This window comes from Solicola gregarius (assembly GCF_025790165.1).
Classification (GTDB): Bacteria; Actinomycetota; Actinomycetes; order Propionibacteriales; family Nocardioidaceae; genus Solicola; species Solicola gregarius.
This window is the reverse complement of the sequence record NZ_CP094970.1, coordinates 3,469,176-3,487,542: the sequence shown is the minus strand read 5'-3', so window position 1 is coordinate 3,487,542 and position 18,367 is coordinate 3,469,176. Positions and strand designations below refer to the sequence as shown.

The 18,367-nt window shown below is 68.1% G+C and carries 18 protein-coding genes and 1 tRNA gene; 12 read left to right on the top strand and 7 right to left on the bottom strand.

Annotation, left to right across the window (positions count from 1 at the left end):
* Window positions 1–107 precede the first annotated feature (107 nt).
* Window positions 108–815: a TetR/AcrR family transcriptional regulator gene (locus tag L0C25_RS17130; RefSeq protein WP_271632908.1), complete on the bottom strand. Its 708-nt coding sequence runs from the start codon at window positions 813–815 to the stop codon at window positions 108–110.
* A gap of 127 nt (window positions 816–942) precedes the next feature.
* Between L0C25_RS17130 and L0C25_RS17125 the strand changes: the two genes are divergently transcribed.
* The 8 genes from L0C25_RS17125 to L0C25_RS17090 all read left to right on the top strand — a co-directional run bounded on the left by L0C25_RS17125 (window position 943) and on the right by L0C25_RS17090 (window position 9,692).
* A complete protein-coding gene (locus L0C25_RS17125; RefSeq protein ID WP_271632907.1) occupies window positions 943–1,839 on the top strand; it encodes an alpha/beta fold hydrolase in 897 nt (298 codons plus the stop codon).
* On the top strand, window positions 1,836–2,948 hold the full coding sequence (locus L0C25_RS17120; RefSeq protein WP_271632906.1) for a M20 family metallopeptidase: 1,113 nt from the start codon (window positions 1,836–1,838) through the stop codon (window positions 2,946–2,948). The genes L0C25_RS17125 and L0C25_RS17120 overlap by 4 nt, the downstream gene beginning before the upstream one ends.
* An 87-nt stretch (window positions 2,949–3,035) precedes the next feature.
* Window positions 3,036–4,733 carry an ABC transporter substrate-binding protein gene (locus L0C25_RS17115; RefSeq protein WP_271632905.1) on the top strand — a complete coding sequence of 566 codons (1,698 nt, stop codon included), beginning with the start codon at window positions 3,036–3,038 and terminating at the stop codon, window positions 4,731–4,733.
* A 30-nt stretch (window positions 4,734–4,763) separates the two neighbouring features.
* Window positions 4,764–5,732 carry an ABC transporter permease gene (locus L0C25_RS17110; protein ID WP_271632904.1) on the top strand — a complete coding sequence of 323 codons (969 nt, stop codon included), beginning with the start codon at window positions 4,764–4,766 and terminating at the stop codon, window positions 5,730–5,732.
* Complete coding sequence (locus L0C25_RS17105) at window positions 5,729–6,610, top strand: ABC transporter permease (RefSeq protein WP_271632903.1); 882 nt, start codon at window positions 5,729–5,731, stop codon at window positions 6,608–6,610. Before L0C25_RS17110 ends, L0C25_RS17105 begins: the two co-directional genes overlap by 4 nt.
* Window positions 6,607–7,614: an ABC transporter ATP-binding protein gene (locus tag L0C25_RS17100; RefSeq protein ID WP_271632902.1), complete on the top strand. Its 1,008-nt coding sequence runs from the start codon at window positions 6,607–6,609 to the stop codon at window positions 7,612–7,614. Before L0C25_RS17105 ends, L0C25_RS17100 begins: the two co-directional genes overlap by 4 nt.
* A complete protein-coding gene (locus L0C25_RS17095) occupies window positions 7,611–8,579 on the top strand; it encodes an ABC transporter ATP-binding protein (RefSeq protein ID WP_271632901.1) in 969 nt (322 codons plus the stop codon). The genes L0C25_RS17100 and L0C25_RS17095 overlap by 4 nt, the downstream gene beginning before the upstream one ends.
* Window positions 8,580–8,618: 39 nt before the next feature.
* Entirely contained in the window at window positions 8,619–9,692 is a 1,074-nt protein-coding gene (locus tag L0C25_RS17090) for a tartrate dehydrogenase (protein WP_271632899.1), read from the top strand.
* Window positions 9,693–9,701: 9 nt separating this feature from the next.
* Here the strand turns inward: L0C25_RS17090 and L0C25_RS17085 are convergent, their stop codons facing one another.
* The 3 genes from L0C25_RS17085 to L0C25_RS17075 form a co-directional block, all read right to left on the bottom strand.
* Window positions 9,702–10,091, bottom strand: coding sequence for an SRPBCC family protein (locus L0C25_RS17085; RefSeq protein ID WP_271632897.1), 390 nt, complete (start codon window positions 10,089–10,091; stop codon window positions 9,702–9,704).
* Between the two features lie 66 nt (window positions 10,092–10,157).
* Window positions 10,158–10,946: a DsbA family protein gene (locus L0C25_RS17080; protein ID WP_271632895.1), complete on the bottom strand. Its 789-nt coding sequence runs from the start codon at window positions 10,944–10,946 to the stop codon at window positions 10,158–10,160.
* 167 nt (window positions 10,947–11,113) lie between these two features.
* Complete coding sequence (locus L0C25_RS17075; RefSeq protein WP_271632894.1) at window positions 11,114–11,872, bottom strand: DsbA family protein; 759 nt, start codon at window positions 11,870–11,872, stop codon at window positions 11,114–11,116.
* A 63-nt stretch (window positions 11,873–11,935) separates the two neighbouring features.
* On the opposite strand from L0C25_RS17075, the gene L0C25_RS17070 reads away from it, so the two are divergent.
* From L0C25_RS17070 to L0C25_RS17060, 3 genes are all read left to right on the top strand, one after another.
* Complete coding sequence (locus L0C25_RS17070; protein ID WP_271632893.1) at window positions 11,936–12,196, top strand: hypothetical protein; 261 nt, start codon at window positions 11,936–11,938, stop codon at window positions 12,194–12,196.
* Between the two features lie 11 nt (window positions 12,197–12,207).
* Window positions 12,208–12,825, top strand: coding sequence for an oligoribonuclease (gene orn / locus L0C25_RS17065; protein ID WP_271632892.1), 618 nt, complete (start codon window positions 12,208–12,210; stop codon window positions 12,823–12,825).
* A gap of 48 nt (window positions 12,826–12,873) precedes the next feature.
* Window positions 12,874–12,949, top strand: a tRNA-His gene (locus L0C25_RS17060).
* Between the two features lie 77 nt (window positions 12,950–13,026).
* Here the strand turns inward: L0C25_RS17060 and L0C25_RS17055 are convergent.
* Entirely contained in the window at window positions 13,027–13,929 is a 903-nt protein-coding gene (locus L0C25_RS17055) for a DMT family transporter (protein WP_271632891.1), read from the bottom strand.
* A gap of 67 nt (window positions 13,930–13,996) precedes the next feature.
* On the opposite strand from L0C25_RS17055, the gene L0C25_RS17050 reads away from it, so the two are divergent.
* Entirely contained in the window at window positions 13,997–14,851 is an 855-nt protein-coding gene (locus L0C25_RS17050; protein ID WP_271632890.1) for a LysR family transcriptional regulator, read from the top strand.
* 197 nt (window positions 14,852–15,048) lie between these two features.
* Here the strand turns inward: L0C25_RS17050 and L0C25_RS17045 are convergent, their stop codons facing one another.
* Window positions 15,049–16,776, bottom strand: coding sequence for a glycerol-3-phosphate dehydrogenase/oxidase (locus L0C25_RS17045; protein WP_271632889.1), 1,728 nt, complete (start codon window positions 16,774–16,776; stop codon window positions 15,049–15,051).
* A gap of 41 nt (window positions 16,777–16,817) precedes the next feature.
* Window positions 16,818–18,335, bottom strand: coding sequence for a glycerol kinase GlpK (glpK, locus tag L0C25_RS17040; RefSeq protein WP_271632888.1), 1,518 nt, complete (start codon window positions 18,333–18,335; stop codon window positions 16,818–16,820).
* Window positions 18,336–18,367 lie beyond the last annotated feature (32 nt).

Sequence of the window (18,367 nt, the reverse complement as noted above, 5' to 3'; positions counted from 1 at the left end):
GGACGCCGTGCCAACGGCCGAGTGCCACGCAAGGTTTATAGTCAACGCTCATGACTAACAGGGTGGCACCGGGGCCGGCCCGCGTCAACGGGTCGCGGCGAACGCGGTCAGGCCTCGGGCGGCGCCTCGCCCGGCTCGTCGCGCGCGACCATCGCCTCGATGCCATCGAGCATCAGCTCGACGGCGACGCCGAAGATCCGCGGGTCGCCGATGCTCGCGAGGTGATCACCGACCGCCGCGATGTTCGGGTAGTCGTCGCTCGCGAGCTGGCGATACTCGACCTGCCAGGACGTCTCGTCCGCGATGCGCGTCGTCTCCGGAAGGTCCAGAAGCGCGGCCTCCATGCCACACATCGCCCGGGTCATGTTGCCGTAGGCGCGCGCACACCTCGCCGCGGTCTCCGGGCTCAGGCCCGCTCGCAGGAGTGCCCCCAGGATGAAGTCGACGTTGGCGAACTCACGCGGTCGCCGCGTCGTGCGCGCCGCCATCTGCTGCGCGAACGCCGGGTAGCGCAGGTAGTGCTCGTGCACATGACGCGCCGCCCGGCGCAGGTCGTCGCGCCAGTCGTCGGACGGCACCAGCTCGCCCCCGTACGACCGCGACCGCAGCGAGTCGATCAGCTCGAGCACCAGCTCGTCCTTGTCGCGGAAGTGCCGGTAGACCGAGGTCGGGTGCGCGTCCAGCTCGCGCCCGATCGCCTGGAACGTGAGCCCCTCGAGACCGTCCCGTACGGCAACCGCCTCGGCGGCGTCCAGGATGACCTCGCGGCTGAGGCTGTCGCGCGCTCGTCGCTGCTTGCGCCCGGGCTGGGCCATCGAGCATTCCCTCCATCGTCGGTCAGTACGGCCGGCAGCGGTCGCGCACGACGGCCGGCGATCCGGACTCTAGCCGAACTGCGTAGTCAATGTCATAGTCTATACATCTCACCCGAGGAGGACTTTGATGCCATCGGCCCCAGACGTCGAGGAGATCCGGGTCAGCAACGACGGCGTGACGATCGCCGCGCGCGTCGCGGGCACGGGGCCAGCGGTCCTGTTGCTGCACGGATACCCGGAGACGCAACGGATGTGGGATCGCGTGCTGTTCGAGCTGGCCCGGGACCACACGGTCGTCACGGCGGACCTGCGCGGGTACGGGCAGTCCGGCCGACCCCACGACGATCCCGAGCACCGGACGTACAGCAAGCGCGCGATGGCACAGGACCAGATCGGCGTGCTGGACGCGCTCGGCATCGATACGGCCGACGTCGTCGGGCACGACCGCGGCGGCCGGGTAGCGCATCGGCTGGCACTCGACCATCCGCAGCGCGTACGCAGCATCGCGGTGCTCGACATCGTCCCGACCCTGCACATGTTCACCCACGTAGACCGGTCGATGGCCGAGACGTACTTCCACTGGTTCTTCCTGACCAGACCCAGCCCGCTGCCCGAGTCACTGATCGCCGCCGACACCGAGGCCTGGATGCGCAGCCGGTTCGCCGGACGCAACGTTCGCGGTCCGGTGATCGACGACGACACGTTCGGGCAGTACGTGCGGTCGATGCGAGCCCCGGGTGGCATCGCGGCGACCTGTGCGGACTACCGCGCCGCAGCGACCACCGACCTCGACCACGACCGCGCGGATCGTACGGCGGGACGCGTCGTCTCGGCGCCATTGCTCGCCCTCTGGGGCGCAAGCAGCTACGTCGGACGCTCGTTCGACGTCACCGCGGTCTGGAGCGAGTACGCCGCCGTCGTCGATGGGCACGCCATCGACGCCGACCACTACCTGGCCGAGGAGAATCCCGATGACACCGTCGCCGCACTTCGTACGTTCTGGGCTCGGGTGAGGCGCGCATGAGCCCGCCGTCGCTGACGCGAGTACTGGAGCGCGTGGAACACCTGGTGACGGTCGAGACGCCGTCGGCAGACGCCGACCGACTGCTCGCGTGTTACGAGCCGCTGCGCGAGTGGGGTACTGCGGCGCTCAGGCGAGAACCAGACACGATCACCCGCGACGGTGTCCCGCATCTGTACTGGCCGGCGGCTGAACCGTCGGTACTCCTCCTGATGCATGCCGACACGGTCTTCGCCGCGGGCACGATCGACTCCCGGCCGTTCAGGATCGAGGACGGACGCGCGTACGGGCCGGGTGTGTTCGACATGAAGTCCGGCATCGTGATGGCTTTCGAGGCGCTCGAGCAGGTCGAGAACCCCGCCGCGATCTCCCTGGTCATCACCGGCGACGAGGAGATCGGCTCCCCCACCTCGCGGCCACTGATCGAGGAGGCGGCAGCGAATGCCCGGGCGACGCTCGTCCCGGAACCCAGCCTCGACGGCGCGCTCAAGACTTCGCGCAAGGGCGGAGGCATCTACGAGGTTCGACTCGAGGGGCGCGAGGCCCATGCCGGACTCGAGCCCGAGCGCGGGCACAACGCACTCGTCGAGCTCGCGCACGTGGTCACCCACGTCTGCGAGCTGGCAGATCCGGCCCGCGGCACTACCGTCACGCCGACGACCGCACGCGCCGGTACGACGACGAACACCGTGCCGGCGGATGCCCGAGTCGGGATCGACGTACGCGCCGGCAGCATCGAGGAGCTCCGCCGCGTCGACGACGCCCTTCGTACGATGTCGAGCCGCAACGCGCACGTGCGGATCCGACTGGACGGCGGCATCAACCGCCCTCCCCTCGAAGACTCCGCGAGCCGGGGTCTGTACGCCATCGCCCGAGAAGCGGCAGCGGCCGCGGGACTGCCCGCCGTGGAGCGCCGATCGGTTGGCGGGGCGTCCGACGGGAACTTCACCGCTGCCCTCGGGGTACCCACCCTCGACGGGCTCGGCGCCGTCGGCGATGGCGCGCACACGCCCGAGGAGTGGATCGACGTCGCGAGCCTGCCGGATCGCACGCGGCTGATCGCCGCCGTCCTGACGGCACTGGAGACCAAGTCAGTCTTATTGACTATCTAATTGCCCATACCTATTGCAAACGTAGCGCCGCGGATTTATGCTCCCGTTCATTCACCGCTTCGGCGCGGGGGCTAACTGGAGGCCACGATGTCCACGACCCGCAACACGAACCGCAGTCGACTGCTCGCCGCGGTGCTCGGCCTGGTCCTGCTGGGCACTCTCGGATGCACCGGTGGCGGCTCGACCGCCAACAGCCAGGACCCGGTCGCCGACGTGCCCGTACGCGATGGCGGTGAGGTGGTGATCGGGGCCGAGCAGGAGCCCGCCTGCGCGGACTGGCTCTCGACCTGCGCCGGGTCCATCTGGGGCGACTGGCTCATGCGGCGCCCGACCATCCCGGTGACCTTCGACATCCGCAAGGACGGTGACGACTGGGTTGCCGTGCCGTCGGACCTGCTGACCGGCGAGCCCGAGGTGGAGTCGACCGACAAGGGCATGACGATCACCTACTCGATCAACCCCGACGCGGTGTGGTCCGACGGCGAACCCATCACCTCGACGGACTTCGCGTACACCGCCGAGCAGATCCGCGACGGCGACAACATCTTCGACAAGAGCGGCTACGACACGATCACCGAGGTGGCCACGCCCGATCCCAAGACGGCGGTCGTCCACCTCGACCAGCAGTACGCGAACTGGCGAATGCTCTTCAGCAACACCTACGGCGTACTCCCCGCACACCTGCTCGAGGGCAAGGACCGCACCGCCACGATGCGCGACGGCTACTCGTTCAGCGGCGGGCCGTGGATCATCGAGTCCTGGAAGCGCGGTACGAGCGTCACGCTCGTTCCGAACGAGAACTACTGGGGCGACAAGCCGCACCTCGACAAGGTGACGTTCACCTTCATCCCGGACACTGCGGCCGCGTTCCAGGCGCTCAAGAGCGGTCAGGTCGACGCGCTGTACCCGACCCCGCAGCTGAACGCGATGAGTCAGATCGAGGCCGGGCTCCCCGGGATCAACTCGCAGGTCGACCCGCAGAGCGGCAACCTCGAGGCGCTCTGGATCAACAACGACGCGTTCCCGTTCGACTCCGAAGCCGTCCGGCGCGCCGCCACGTACTCCATCGACCGCGACGCCCTCGTCGATCGGATCTACGGCGCCGTCGATGTCGAGGATCCTGCGCAGAGCTTCCTCTCCCCGCTGGTTTCCGCGTACGCAAGCGACTCCTTCGACCAGTACGAGCTGGACCTGGACGAGGCCGCATCGCTGATGGAGGAAGACGGCTGGTCGAAGGGCAGCGACGGCATCTGGGAGAAGGACGGCCGCCAGGCGTCGTTCGTCATCCACTCGCTCGCGGGTAACAAGCGACGCGACCTGATGCTGCAGATCCTGCAGCAGCAGTTCGCCGACGCCGGCTTCGACGTGAGCATTGAGACGACCACCCCCGCCGACCTGTTCACCAAGGTCGCGCCGGCAGGTGACTTCCAGATGGGCCTGTGGACGTTGGTCGACTACTTCCCGGAGCCGACGCTCGACCAACCCTTCGGCTCGGCGAACATCCCCACCAAGACCAACGGCTACTCCGGCATCAACTTCGGTCGCGTGTCCATCGACGAGCTCGACCCCCTGCTCGACGAGACCGAGACCGAGCTCGACGTCGACAAGCGCATCGAAACGACCAAGGCCGCCGACAAGGTCATCGCCGACTCGGCCGCATCGATCCCCATCGTGGGCATCCCGAACATCCTGCTCTGGAACGAGAAGGTCGGCGGTACGGTCAGCATCAACCCCGCGGAGGGACCGTTCTGGAACCTGGAGGCGTGGGGTCTTGCCGAACAGTGAGCTCCCGAGGCCGAGAACGAGGCGAACGCCATGATCGGGTACGTACTGCGCCGCCTCGTCTACTCCGTGCCGGTCGTGCTCGTCGCGTCCTTCGTCCTGTTCTGGGCCGTCCGCGCGGCGTTCGACCCGCTGGCGAAGCTGCGACAGTCGCGTGACCCCGGCCTCGTTCAGCGCGAGACCGAACGGCTCGGGCTGGACAAGCCGGTTCCCGAGCAGTACGCCCTGTGGCTCAAGGAGTTCGTGACCGGCAACTGGGGCGTCAGTACGCGGACGAGCGGCGACGTCCGCCCGATGATCGCGGACGCGCTGTGGCCGACCACGCAACTGATCGCATGGGCGCTGCTGTGCGGTGTCCTCGTTGCCGGTTCGATCGCCGTCTTCTCCGCCGTCCACCGGTACTCGTGGGGCGATCATCTGCTCACCGGCCTTTCGTACATCGGTGTCGCGATGCCGGCGTTCTGGTTCGGGTTGATCCTGATCCAGCTGCTCGCCGTCGGCCCGATGCAGTACGTGGACACCGATGAGCCGTTCCTGTACTTCATCGGGCTGCACTCCCCCGGCGAGTCCGGGTTCAACCTCGACTACGTGCGCCACCTCGTGCTCCCGGTGCTCACGCTGACCATCGCCCTGGTGGCGAGCTGGAGCCGGTACGGGCGAGCGGCGATGCTCGACAGCCTTTCGAGCGACTACATCCGAACGGCGCGCGCCAAGGGCGTCCGTCGTCGACGAATCATCTGGAACCACGCGGCCCGCAACGCGCTCGCACCGTTCGTCACCGTGGTCGCGCTCGACGCCGCCCTGCTGTTCGGCGGACTGGTCGTCACCGAGCAGATCTTCTCGATCCCGGGCATGGGTCGACTGTTCTTGGACTCGCTCCAAGCCGGCGACGTGTACGTCCTCATCCCCTGGATGATGATCGTCGCGGTAGCGGTCGTCGCCTGCAACCTCATCGCCGATCTCAGCTACGCCGTACTCGATCCGAGAGTGAGACTGCGATGACCGCGACTCCCAACGGGACGGCATCGGCCGAGACGTCTACCCGGAAGGCATTCGTACGCCGCTTCGCGCGCCACCGACTCGCCGTTCTCGGCCTGCTCGTACTGATCGTGCTCGCGATCGCGACGTTCGGCGCCGACGTGGTGGCGCCGTCGCCCCGTGGCGCGCAGGACCTCACTCTCGGTCCGACGCCTCCGTCGGCCGCGCACTGGTTCGGGACCGACGAGCTGGGCCGCGACTACCTGAGCGAGCTGCTGTACGCAGGGCGGGTCTCGCTCGCTGTCGGGCTCGCGGTCGCGATGCTGTCGACGGCGTTCGGCACCCTGGTCGGCACCATCGCCGGGTACGCAGGCGGGGTCGTCGACGAGCTCGTCATGCGCATCACCGATCTGTTCCTGATCGTTCCCGCGATCGCCATCCTCGCTCTCGCCCTGGAGGCATTGGGCCAGTCGACGCCGGCGATCGTCATGGTGCTCGCGGCGATCGGCTGGACGTACGTCGCACGGATCGCGCGATCGCAGGTGCTCAGCCTGCGCGAGCGGGAGTTCGTCGACGCCGCCCGATCCATCGGTGCCTCCCCGCCGCGCATCGTCGTACGCCACATCCTGCCAAATCTCGCGGGCATCATCGCGGTCAACATGTCGCTCACGGTCGCGACGGCGATCATCATCGAGTCGACTCTGAGCTTTCTCGGATTCGGCGTGCAGCCGCCGTCGTCGAGCTGGGGTTCCTTGTTGAGCACCGCCTCCGGTCTGGTCGGCACGCCCGAGGCGTACCTGCTCTACTTCCCCGGCCTGCTCATTCTGACGACCGTGCTCGCGGTCAACTTCGTCGGCGACGGCCTCCGCGACGCACTCGACCCGCAAGGCAAGAACCTATGACATCAGATCTGACCGACCCACTCCTGACCGTCGACGACCTGCGCGTCACGTACGGGCACGGCGCGACCGAGGCCGTGACCGTCGACGGTCTCGGCTTCACCGTCACGCCGGGCGAGACGCTGGGGATCGTCGGAGAGTCCGGTTCCGGCAAGAGCATGGCCTCCCTCGCCGTCCTCGGTCTGCTGCCGCGTGGCGCGAACGTCACGGGGTCGGTGCGGTTCCGCGGACAGGAGCTCCTCGACCGCTCGGACGAGTCCATGCGTACGCTGCGCGGCAACGACATCGCCATGGTGTTCCAGGACGCGCTCACCGCGTTGAATCCCGTGCACACGGTGGGCGACCAGCTGCTCGAGGCGATCCGTGCGCACCGCACGGATCTCTCCCGGTCTGCCATGCGCGAGCGCGCGATCGAGACGCTCGACGTCGTCGGCATTCCGGCGCCACAGGAACGCATGGACCAGTACCCACATGAGTTCTCCGGCGGCATGCGGCAACGAGCCATGATCGCGATGAGCATCATCAACGACCCCGCGCTGCTGATCGCCGACGAGCCGACGACCGCACTCGACGTCACGGTGCAGGCGCAGGTGCTCGACGTGTTCCGCCGGATTCGCGAACGTACGGGCACCGCGATCATCCTGATCACCCATGACCTGGGAGTCGTTGCCGGTGTGGCGGACCGGGTGCTGGTGATGTACGCCGGCCGCCAGGTCGAGGTCGCGGATGTCGACTCGCTCTTCTACGAGACCGCACACCCGTACACCGCGGGCCTGCTGGCGTCATTGCCCGGGCTGAACTCGGCAGGTGCCCGCCAGCGTCTGTTCCAGATCGACGGCCAGCCGCCGGACTCCACCGCGCTCCCTCCGGGCTGCCGATTCGCGCCGCGCTGCGCACACACCGTCGACGCGTGCACCACGTCCGTTCCACCGATGACCACGATGTCGGCCGGTCACGCGTCCTACTGCGTACGTGCGAGCGAGCTCCAGAACGGACTGCTGCGATGAAGACCCTCGAACTCACCGACCTGATCAAGACGTACGCGGTACGCCGCGGCGTACTCGGACGCCGAAGTGGATCCGTGCAAGCGGTCTCGGGCGTCAGCATCAGGGTCCCCGCGGGGACGACGTACGGACTCGTCGGTGAGACCGGTTGCGGCAAGAGCACGTTGGGACGCTGTGCCGCGCGTCTGAACGAGCCCGATGACGGCACGGTGATGGTCGGCGACGACGAGATCACCCGGCTGCGTGGCGGACAACTGCGCGACGTTCGCCGCAAGGTCCAGACGGTGTTCCAGGATCCGTTCGCGTCCCTCAACCCTCGGATGTCGATCCGCTCCATCGTTCGCGAACCGCTCACCATCCACGGTCTGCATGCGGGCAAGCGGGACGAGCGCGTACGCGCTTTGCTCGAGCAGGTCGGCCTGAACCCCGAATGGGCGGGGCGCTATCCACACGAGCTGTCGGGTGGGCAGCGACAGCGCGTCGGCATTGCCCGCGCACTCGCTGTCGAGCCGGACGTCATCGTCTTGGACGAGCCGGTGAGCGCGCTCGACGTGAGCGTCCAGGCCGGGGTCCTGAACCTGCTCTGCGATCTGCAGGACACGCTCGGGCTGACGTACCTGTTCATCTCGCACGATCTGTCGGTCGTGCGACACCTGAGCCACCAGGTAGGCGTGATGTACCTCGGCAGGATCGTCGAGAGCGGACCCGCCGACGAGGTGTACGCCACGCCGCGCCATCCGTACACGCAAGCCCTGCTGTCGTCGATTCCGCTACCCGATCCGCGGGCGGAGCGTACGCGGGAGCGCATCGTGCTGACCGGTGACCTGCCCAGCCCGATGAGCCCGCCGCCGGGATGCCACTTCCATACCCGCTGCACGAAGGCGACCGAGATCTGCTCGCGGCTCGTACCGGAGACGAGGATGACCCCGGCGGGACAATCGGTGGCCTGTCATCACGCCGAACTCTGACGACGTACCGTCGCACTCACCGACACCACGAGGAGACGTATGACGACCCACTCCATCGCAGTCATTCCCGGCGACGGCATCGGCAAGGAGGTCATGCCCGAGGGCCTCCGCGCGGTCGAGGCGGCCGCGCGTACGCATGACGTCTCGGTCGACTTCACCGAGTTCGACTTCGCGTCCGCCGAGTACTACGAGAAGCACGGCGAGATGCTCCCGTCGGACTGGTACGACGTGCTCGAGGGCTTCGACGCCATCCTGTTCGGCGCGGTCGGCTGGCCGGACGTCGTACCCGACCACGTCTCCTTGTGGGGCAGCCTCCTGCAGTTCAGGCGAGGCTTCGACCAGTACGTCAACCTGCGCCCGTGCCGGCTACTGCCGGGAGTGCCGAGTCCGCTCGCCGGGCGCGAGCCCGGAGACATCGACTTCGTCGTCGTACGCGAGAACACCGAGGGTGAGTACTCCAGCATCGGCGGCAGGATGTTCGAGGGCACCGACCGCGAGTTCGTCGTACAGGAGACCGTCATGACCCGCGTGGGTGTCGACCGCGTTGTGACGTACGCCTTCGAGCTCGCGCAACGCCGCGAGGCGAAGCATCTGACCTCGGCGACCAAGAGCAACGGCATCTCGATCTCCATGCCGTACTGGGACGAGCGGGTTGCCGAGATCGGCGCCCGCTATCCCGACGTCGACCGCGACCAGTTCCACATCGACATCCTCGCGGCGAACTTCGTACTGCGCCCCGGCCACTTCGACGTCGTCGTCGCCAGCAACCTGTTCGGCGACATCCTCTCGGATCTCGGCCCCGCATGCACCGGCACCATCGGGGTGGCCCCCAGCGCGAACATCAACCCCGAGCGGGCGCACCCCAGCCTGTTCGAGCCGGTGCACGGTTCGGCACCGGACATCGCCGGCAAGGGCGTCGCGAACCCCGTCGGACAGATCTGGAGCGCCGCAATGATGTTGGAGCACCTCGGGCACGCCGCTGCCGGTCAGTCGATCCTGGACTCCATCGAGTCGGTGCTCGCCGAGCGCTCAGCCGACGTCGTCACGCCCGATCTCGGCGGCGCCGGTACGACCACGTCGCTCGGCGCAGCCATCACCGAACGAATCGGCTGAACGCCGGCGTCACCGCTCGAGCAGCGCTTTCAGACGTTCCAGATCCGCACGCACCATGTCGGTGTCGCGATCGAACTCCTCGTTTGTCCGGTCGCGGTCCCGAAGGGTGAAGATCAACTCGGACCCCTCGGGATGCGCGATGACCCGGAACGGGTTGTTCACGGTCTCCCCCGACGGCAAGGTCACGTCGTGGTCGAGTACGCCGTGGTCGTTCGGTGGCACGAAGGTGAAGCGGACGCGCCCCATCGGGGAGTCGGCGAGGAGCGAGTCGCCGTCCCTCGTGACGTCGCTCTGCGCCAATCCCGCCGCCCACTTCGGGAGGTTCTCGGGGTCGGACGCGAATGCAGACACGTGTTCTGGCGATCTGTTGACAACCAGGCTGAGGTGACGACTGCGCATGGCGCACACAGTAGCCGCACTCACAACGCAGGTAGCGACCCTCGCCGGAGGGTCACCACCCGAGGCTCACGACTGAGCGGCCTTGTCGATCGCCGCCTTGAACGCGTCCGGCGTCGGCAGCGTGCCCTCGGACTCTCCCTTGAGCGCCTCGCCGTCGACCAGGATCGTCGGCGTGCTGCTGTAGCCCTCCTTGAGGAAGGCCTTGGTGGTGTCCTTGACGAAGTCCCCGTACGGCATATCGGAGATGCACGAGCCCACACCGTCGGCGCCGACCTCGCCCGCGAAGTCCTCGTACTGCTGGTCGGTGAAGCCCGGGCCGCCCTCTTCCATCTGGTTGTCGAACAGCTGCGTGTGCAGTTCGTAGAAGGCCTTCGCGCCGGCCTCCTCGTACACGCAGATGGCGGCGTTCGCGGACTTCAGCGAGTACTCCGTCTGGCCGCCCATGTTGCCGTCGATGAAGTTCAGCGGCCGGTACTCGACGTTGATCGTGCCGTCCTTGATGTACTGGTCGACGATCGACCGGGTCGACGTCTCGAACGCCTTGCACCCGGGGCACTGGAAGTCCTCGTACAGGACGACGTCGACCGGCGCGTCGCCCGACGACTCGCCGGTAAGCGCCTTCTGGTCGACGACGAACCCGCCGTCACTCGTCGCGCCACTCGGGGTCGATCCGGCCTCAGCGTCGTCTTCGGTCGCCTGGTAGATGCCGAAGCCGGCGACCGCGATGAGCGCGACGACAACGACGACGATGCCGATGGTGATGCCGTTGCGGCGGCGCTTCGCGGCGCGTTCGCGCTCTTTGCGCATCTGCTCGGCGCGGGCGCGGCGGTCCGGGCGCTGGTTCTTGCTGCTCAAGGTCTTCTCTCCTCAGCACGCAGCCTTCTCGTACGAGGCGCGTTCGGCACTACGGTGCGGGCGGGGCAGGGTTCTCACGGCCAACGCACGCCACCCGTCGATGGTTCCCCGAGGTGCGGACGCTGCGTGACCGCGGCCCAGGATACCGGGCGCCGGTCGAATGGCGACTACGCGGCGTCCTCGATCGCCGACTGGAGCGCCTCGGCGCTGTTGCTCGCCAACCGTTCGCCGTCGACGAGGACGGTCGGCGTACCGTTCTCGCCGACCCTCGAGGTCGCGAAGGTGCGGGTACGCTCCTCGATCTGCTGCTGGTGGGGCACCTTCGACAGGCAGGACCCGAGATCGTCCACCCCGGCCTGCTTGGCGTACGCGGCCAGCTGCCGATCGGTGAAGCCGGCGCTTCCCTCGGCCAGCTGATTGTCGAACAGCAGCGCGGCGAACTCGTGGAACGCCGTGCCGCCCCCGCTCTCGTACACGCAGGTCGCCGCGTTCGCAGCCCGCAGCGAGTACTCGGTCGCACCGCCCATCGCCTGGTCGAGGTAGTTGAGCGGCTCGTACGCGACGCGGATGGTGCCGTCCTCGACGTACTCCGTCACGACGTCGCGAGTCTCGATGTCGAACGCGGCACAGTGCGGACACTGGAAGTCTTCGTAGACCACGACGTCGACCGGGTCGTCGCTCGACGACTCCCCTGTTGCCGACTCCTGGTCGTACACGATCGCATCCGTGGGGAAGTCGCTCGCCTCGGCGTCCGGGCCGTCGTCGTCGGCAGAGGTACTGATCGCGACCGCTGCCACGGCGACGAGGAACACGACGGCGCCGACGATCCCGCCGGTGATCAGGTTGCGGCGTCGCCGTTCGCCGCGCTCGCGGTCCTGACGCATCTGCTCGGCGCGCTCGCGACGATCCGACGGTGTGGTGCCCAACGGTTCCGCCTCCTTCGTCCGTGCCTGGCATTACGATTGGGCCACCATAGCGGGGAGAAACGGATGTCTCGGTCAGGTCGGCGCCACGTCGCGCGCCCCGTCAGCGCGCTTCGAGCGCTGGTGCTGTGGAGCATCCCGGCGCTCGCCCTTGCCGGCGCGGTGCTGATCTACGCGGGTGCGCCGGTCGCCTCGACGATCGCAGGCTGCGTTGGGCTGTTCGTCATCGTGCTGATCGCGTACGCGCTCGATCGCAGCGGCCTGATGCGCCCACCGGCTCCCCAGCGAAAGGCCGACGATGCGGTAGATGACGCGCATGGGGGCTAGGGTGGCTGGCCGTGGATGACAAGCTGGTGTGGATCGACTGCGAGATGACCGGCCTCGACCTGGTGCACGACGCCCTGATCGAGGTGGCGGTGCTCGTCACCGACTTCGAGCTGAATGTGGTGGGAGACGGCATCGACGTCATCGTCAAGCCGCCCCAGGCCGCGCTGGAGCAGATGAACGACTTCGTCACGTCGATGCACACCGACTCGGGCCTCCTCGAGGAGCTCGACGGCGGCATGACCCTTGCCGACGCCGAGGACGCCGTGCTCACCTGCGTACGCGAGCACGTGAGCGAGCCGCGCAAGGCACCGCTCGCCGGCAACTCCGTCGGCACCGACCGGGCGTTCCTCGTCCGAGACATGCCCGAGCTCGAGGCGTACCTCCACTACCGGATCGTCGACGTCTCGTCGATCAAGGAGCTCTCGCGCCGCTGGTACCCGCGCGTCTACTACGCCGCGCCGGAGAAGTCGGGCAACCATCGGGCACTCGCCGACATCCAGGAGAGCATCGAGGAACTGCGCTACTACCGGTCGGCGGTGTTCGTACCTCAGCCGGGCCCCGACAGCGAGACGGCACGCGGCCTCGCCGCCGAACACGGTGGGTCCCTGCGCGGCGCCGATCAGGACTGACCGGCTACACTCTCTGGGGCCGCACGCGGTGGATGCCGCGTGTGCGTGGTGGGTGTAGCTCAGCTGGTAGAGCATCGGCTTGTGGTGCCGAGGGTCGCGGGTTCAAGCCCCGTCACTCACCCCATTCGAACGGCCCCGGGCAGGTACGCCCGGGGCCGTTTCGTAGCTGCTCGGCGACCCGCTCTGTGGTCGCCTGACCGCTCAAGCGTCGGTGGCCATGCTCATCGCACGAGGCTGCCCACCAGAACGACGCGACCGAGCCTGGGCGGTACACGCGAGCGCACCGAGCAGGAGTGCGATGAAGGTCGGCCCGGCGATCGGATCGTCGTTGATCGCCCAGGCGAACACGGATGCAAGGGCGGGGATGACCGCGAACAGGATCGCCGCCGTACGAGGGCCCATGCGACGAACACACGCGGCGTACAGCGTGGTCCCGACGGCGCTGACGACCACGACGACGGCGAGCAGGAGACCGGCCCGCAGCGGGTGCTCGAGACGTGCGTCCGTGGTGAGGCAGGCGACAGCGGCCAGCGGCAGTGACGCGGTCACACCGATCGCTGTGAACACGATCGGGTCGACCCCGCCGCGGATCCGGCTCTGCAGGATCGACCCGACCGACAGGCCGGCCAGCCCCATCAACGTGGTGACGATTCCGATGCCGATCGCGGGATCCGCCAGCACCGTGGGCAAGGTCGCCAGCAGAATCCCCGCAACGGCCGCGGCCAGCGCGACCAGCCCCCAGACGTCCTCCCGATGACCGAGGAAGAAGCGGCCGATGATCGCGGTGGCGACGGGGTTCATCGCGATGACGAGGGCCGCGATCCCCGGGCTGACGCCGTGCGACATGCCCCAGTAGAGCCCCAGGAACTGCACTCCCTGTACGAGGACCCCGGCAACGACGCAGGGTGCGAGCGAACCGGCCCGGGGCATCGGCGTACGCCGGAACGCCACCACCGCCCACAGCAGGATCGCCGACAGCGCGAAACGCAGCAGGATGAGCAGGAACGGGCTCAGGTACCCGAGCGTGAGCGCACCGAACGGATAGCCCGAGGCATACAGGATCACCGTGGTGACGGACAGGGTCGAATCGGCATGCTGCTTCATATCCGCGACCATCGCGCCCACCGGAGCGGCCGTGCTGGACCGATCACGAATCGTGAACGATCTTGCCGTGGCGGATCGGACTGACGACGATGGCGGTGTGCCGAATCTCGATGTGACGTGCCTACGCAGCCTGGTCGCGGTGGCTTCCTTCGCCGGCGTGCGTCGGGCGGCAGATTCCCTGCATCTCTCGCAGGCGGCGGTCAGCGGTCATATCCGTCGCCTCGAGAGCCAGCTCGGTTTCGCGATCGTCACCAGGCAGGGCCGCAACATCGCGTTCACGACGCGAGGCGAGGATGTGCTCCGCGAGGCGTACCGCCTGGTGGCGGCACATGACGACGCGGTCGACCGCCTTGCCGGCGCCGACGACGACGCGATCGTGATCGCTTCGACAGAGCAGGTGTCTGAACCGATGCTGAGCGCCGTCGTCGACGTGCTGTCCGCGAAACATCCCCGAACGCCGATCGGTCTCCGCTTCCACCGCAGCGCACGGTTACGCGAGTTCGTCCACGAGCACAGGGCCGACGTCGCGATCGGGTTCGGCCCTCTCGGTAGCACCACGATCGACGTCGGCGATGTGCCGCTCACGTGGTTCGCCGCTACGGACAAGTCACCGGATCCGAACGACGTCGTCGCGTTCTCCGCTCCGTGCGTCGTACGCGACCGCATGCTCGACGCGAGCGGAGCGCAACGCGTCGTCACCCGGGAGTGCATCGACCTGACGAGCCTGCTCACAGCCGTACGCGACGGCGTCGGTGTCACCGCGCTGCCGAGCACCTCGAACCACGGACCGGGCATCGCGCCGGTCACCCACCTCCCGACGCTGTCGCCCGTGCCGCTCACGCTCGCAACCGGGTCGCGGATCGACGCCCGAACCCGTCGCGAGATCGTCGCCGCGCTCCGGACCGCGTGGGTCGGCAGGTGATCAGGTCGAGCAGCCCGACCGGAAGACTCTCCGTGGTGTTGAACGTGAAGGCCGACAAGCCCAGACCTGCCAGCGCGAGCACGCCGCGTACGGCTGACGGCGTGTCATCCACCAGAGTCCCCCACTTCCGCACCGGATCCTACGGATCCAACGCTCGACCGAAGTCGAACGTTTCACGCGGGTGATGCGGAGAAAACTCAGCCCGTCGAGACCGGTACGACGTCGGGTGCGCCCATCCGGGCGGCGTCGGCGGTCTCGTCGTCGGGCATCTCCTGGCTCTCCCGCTCGGCCTCGACGCGCTTCACGTAGTGCTCGACCTCGCGGTCGCGCTGGGCGTCGTCCCATCCGAGCACGCCCGCCATCAGCTCGGCGACCTCGGCCGCGCAGCTCGTACCTCGGTCGAACGTCTCGATCGAGACCCGCGTACGCCGGGTCAGCACGTCGTCGAGATGCCGTGCTCCCTCGTGCGTGACGGCGTACACGACCTCGGCGCGCAAGTAGTCGTCGGCACCGCCGATCGGCTTGCCCAGCGACGCGTCGTCGGCGACCAGCGCGAGCAGCTCGCCGATCAGCGAGCCGTATCGCCCGAGCAGGTGCTCGATACGCGCCTCGTGCAGCTCGCTGCTGCGCGAGAGCTTGTGCCGCTGGTTCCACCACGCGTCGAAACCGTCCGCACCGAGCAGTGGAATCGTCTCGGTGCACGAGTCGGGCACCCGACGATCGAGCACCTGCGACAACCCGTGCACTGCTTCGTCGACGGCGTCCTTGGCCATCACGCGGTACGTCGTGAACTTGCCGCCCGCAATGACGACCAGACCGGGGACGCTGTGCGCCACGGCGTGCTCGCGCGACAGCTTCGACGTCGCGTCGGACTCGCCCTCCAGCAGCGGCCGCAGACCCGCGTAGACACCCTCGACGTCGGCGCGCGTCAACGGCACCTCGAGCACCGCGTTCACGTGCTCGAGCAGATAGTCGATGTCGCTCTGGCTGGCCGCCGGATGGTCCTTGCTCAACGTCCAGTCGGTGTCGGTCGTGCCGATGATCCAGTGCCGACCCCACGGGATGACGAAGAGCACCGACTTCTCCGTGCGCAGGATCAGACCGGACTCGGAGCGAATGCGATCGCGTGGCACCACGAGGTGGATGCCCTTGCTCGCGCGTACGTGGAACTGCCCGCGCTCGTTGGCGAGCGACTGCGTCTCGTCGGTCCAGACCCCCGTGGCGTTGACCACCTGACGCGCGCGGATCTCGAACTCCTCGCCCGACTCGAGGTCGATGACGCGCGCGCCGGTCACCCGCTCGCCCTCGCGCAGCAGCGAAACGACGCGGGTCCGGCTGACGACCGCGGCACCGTACGCGGCCGCGGTGCGCGCCAGGAACATGGTGAGCCGCGCGTCGTCGACCTGCGCGTCGTAGTACTGCAGTGCGCCGATGAGGGCGTCCTTGCGCAACGACGGCACGATCCTGCGCGCGCCGCGCCGGGTCAGATGCCGATGGTGCGGAACGCCTCGCGAACGCCCGGACAGCAGACCGAGCGTGTCGTACAGCGCGACCCCCGAACCTGCGTAGAGCCGCTCCCACACCCGACCCTTGAGCGGGTAGACGAACGGAACCGGACGGATCAGATGCGGCGCGATCGTCTGGATCAGCAGGCCGCGCTCCTGCAGTGCCTCCGCGACGAGCCGGAAGTCGAGCATCTCGAGGTACCGCAGGCCACCGTGGATCAGCTTGCTCGAACGGCTCGACGTACCGGATGCGAAGTCGCGCGCCTCAACGAGTCCGACCGAGAGGCCGCGGGTCGCGGCGTCGAGGGCGCTCCCAGCGCCCACGACGCCGCCGCCGATCACGAGGATGTCGAGCGTCTCGTCGGCCATGCGTCGCAGTGCCTCTGCGCGCTGGTCTGGTGAGAGGGCGATCGGCTTCATCTACGGCTCCCCGTCATTGCTGATGGATCAGTGTGACGAACTCACTCGACGTCCACCCAGTCGAGCGTACGCGTGACCGCCTTCTTCCAGCGCGCGTGGCCTTCCTCCCGCTGCTCGTCAGTCCACGCCGGTTCCCACCGCTGCGACTCGTTCCAGTTCTGCCGCAGCTCCTCGGTGTTCTGCCAGAACCCGACCGCGAGGCCTGCCGCGTACGCGGAACCGAGGGCGGTCGTCTCGGCAACGACCGGCCTGCTGACGGGTACGCCGAGGATGTCGGCCTGGATCTGCATGCACAGGTCGTTGGCCGTCACCCCACCGTCGACCTTGAGCGTCTCGAGCTCCACGCCGGAGTCGGCGGTCATCGCGTCGGAAACGTCGCGGCTCTGGTAGCAGATGCTCTCGAGGGTCGCCCGGGCGAGATGCGCGTTGGTGTTGAACCGGGAGAGGCCGACGATCGCGCCGCGTGCATCCGAGCGCCAGTACGGCGCGAACAGTCCGGAGAAGGCCGGCACGAAGTACACGCCGCCGTTGTCCTCGACCTGCCGGGCGAGCGACTCGGACTGGGCCGCGCCGCTGATGATGCCGAGCTGGTCGCGTAGCCACTGAACCGCCGAGCCCGTCACCGCGATCGAGCCCTCGAGCGCGTAGACGGCCGGCTCGTCGCCGAACTTGTAGCACGGCGTGGTCAGCAGGCCGTTCTGCGAGCGGACGATCTCGGTGCCGGTGTTCAGCAGCATGAAGTTGCCGGTGCCGTACGTGTTCTTCGCCTCGCCCGGGCTGAAGCAGACCTGGCCGACCGTTGCCGCCTGCTGGTCGCCGAGCGCGCCGGTCAGCGGCACCTCACCGGCCACCGGCCCGTGTCGCAGCGTCATGCCGTACGGCTCGGGTGAGGACGACGGCTTGATCGTCGGCAGCATCTGGCGCGGGATGTCGAAGAACCCGAGCAGCTCTTCGTCCCAGTCGAGCGTCTCGAGGTTCATCAGCATGGTGCGACTCGCGTTCGTCACGTCGGTCACGTGCACGCCGCCGTTCGTACCGCCGGTCAGATGCCAGAGCAGCCACGAGTCGGTGTTGCCGAACAGCGCATCGCCGCGCTCGGCGGCCGCGCGTACCCCGTCGACGTTCTCGAAGATCCACTGGATCTTGCCGCCCGAGAAGTACGTCGCGGGCGGCAGGCCGGCCTTCTGCCGGATGACGTCGCCCTTGCCCTCGCGCTCGAGCGCGGAAGCGATGCGGTCGGTTCGGGTGTCCTGCCAGACGATCGCGTTGTAGTACGGACGCCCGGTGTTGCGGTCCCAGACGACGGTGGTCTCGCGTTGGTTGGTGATGCCGAAGGCGGCGAGGTCGTTCGAGGTCAGTCCGGCCTTGCCGAGAGCGGTCTGGATCACCGCCGACGACCGCTCCCAGATCTCGACCGGGTTGTGCTCCACCCAGCCGGCCTGCGGCAGGATCTGCTCGTGCTCGAGCTGGTGGCGGGCGACCTCGTTGCCGCCGTGGTCGAAGATCATGAATCGGGTGCTCGTGGTGCCCTGGTCGATCGAGCCGACGAAGTCAGCCATGGTGTCTCCTCCTGTGCTGCGACTGGTCTGTG

Bases quoted from the DNA above. Each gene is read 5' to 3' on its own strand.
- L0C25_RS17130 (WP_271632908.1), bottom strand. From the start codon at position 815: ATGGCCCAGCCCGGGCGCAAGCAGCGACGAGCGCGCGACAGCCTCAGC.
- L0C25_RS17125 (WP_271632907.1), top strand. From the start codon at position 943: ATGCCATCGGCCCCAGACGTCGAGGAGATCCGGGTCAGCAACGACGGC.
- L0C25_RS17120 (WP_271632906.1), top strand. From the start codon at position 1,836: ATGAGCCCGCCGTCGCTGACGCGAGTACTGGAGCGCGTGGAACACCTG.
- L0C25_RS17115 (WP_271632905.1), top strand. From the start codon at position 3,036: ATGTCCACGACCCGCAACACGAACCGCAGTCGACTGCTCGCCGCGGTG.
- L0C25_RS17110 (WP_271632904.1), top strand. From the start codon at position 4,764: ATGATCGGGTACGTACTGCGCCGCCTCGTCTACTCCGTGCCGGTCGTG.
- L0C25_RS17105 (WP_271632903.1), top strand. From the start codon at position 5,729: ATGACCGCGACTCCCAACGGGACGGCATCGGCCGAGACGTCTACCCGG.
- L0C25_RS17100 (WP_271632902.1), top strand. From the start codon at position 6,607: ATGACATCAGATCTGACCGACCCACTCCTGACCGTCGACGACCTGCGC.
- L0C25_RS17095 (WP_271632901.1), top strand. From the start codon at position 7,611: ATGAAGACCCTCGAACTCACCGACCTGATCAAGACGTACGCGGTACGC.
- L0C25_RS17090 (WP_271632899.1), top strand. From the start codon at position 8,619: ATGACGACCCACTCCATCGCAGTCATTCCCGGCGACGGCATCGGCAAG.
- L0C25_RS17085 (WP_271632897.1), bottom strand. From the start codon at position 10,091: ATGCGCAGTCGTCACCTCAGCCTGGTTGTCAACAGATCGCCAGAACAC.
- L0C25_RS17070 (WP_271632893.1), top strand. From the start codon at position 11,936: ATGTCTCGGTCAGGTCGGCGCCACGTCGCGCGCCCCGTCAGCGCGCTT.
- L0C25_RS17055 (WP_271632891.1), bottom strand. From the start codon at position 13,929: ATGAAGCAGCATGCCGATTCGACCCTGTCCGTCACCACGGTGATCCTG.
- L0C25_RS17045 (WP_271632889.1), bottom strand. From the start codon at position 16,776: ATGAAGCCGATCGCCCTCTCACCAGACCAGCGCGCAGAGGCACTGCGA.
- glpK (WP_271632888.1), bottom strand. From the start codon at position 18,335: ATGGCTGACTTCGTCGGCTCGATCGACCAGGGCACCACGAGCACCCGA.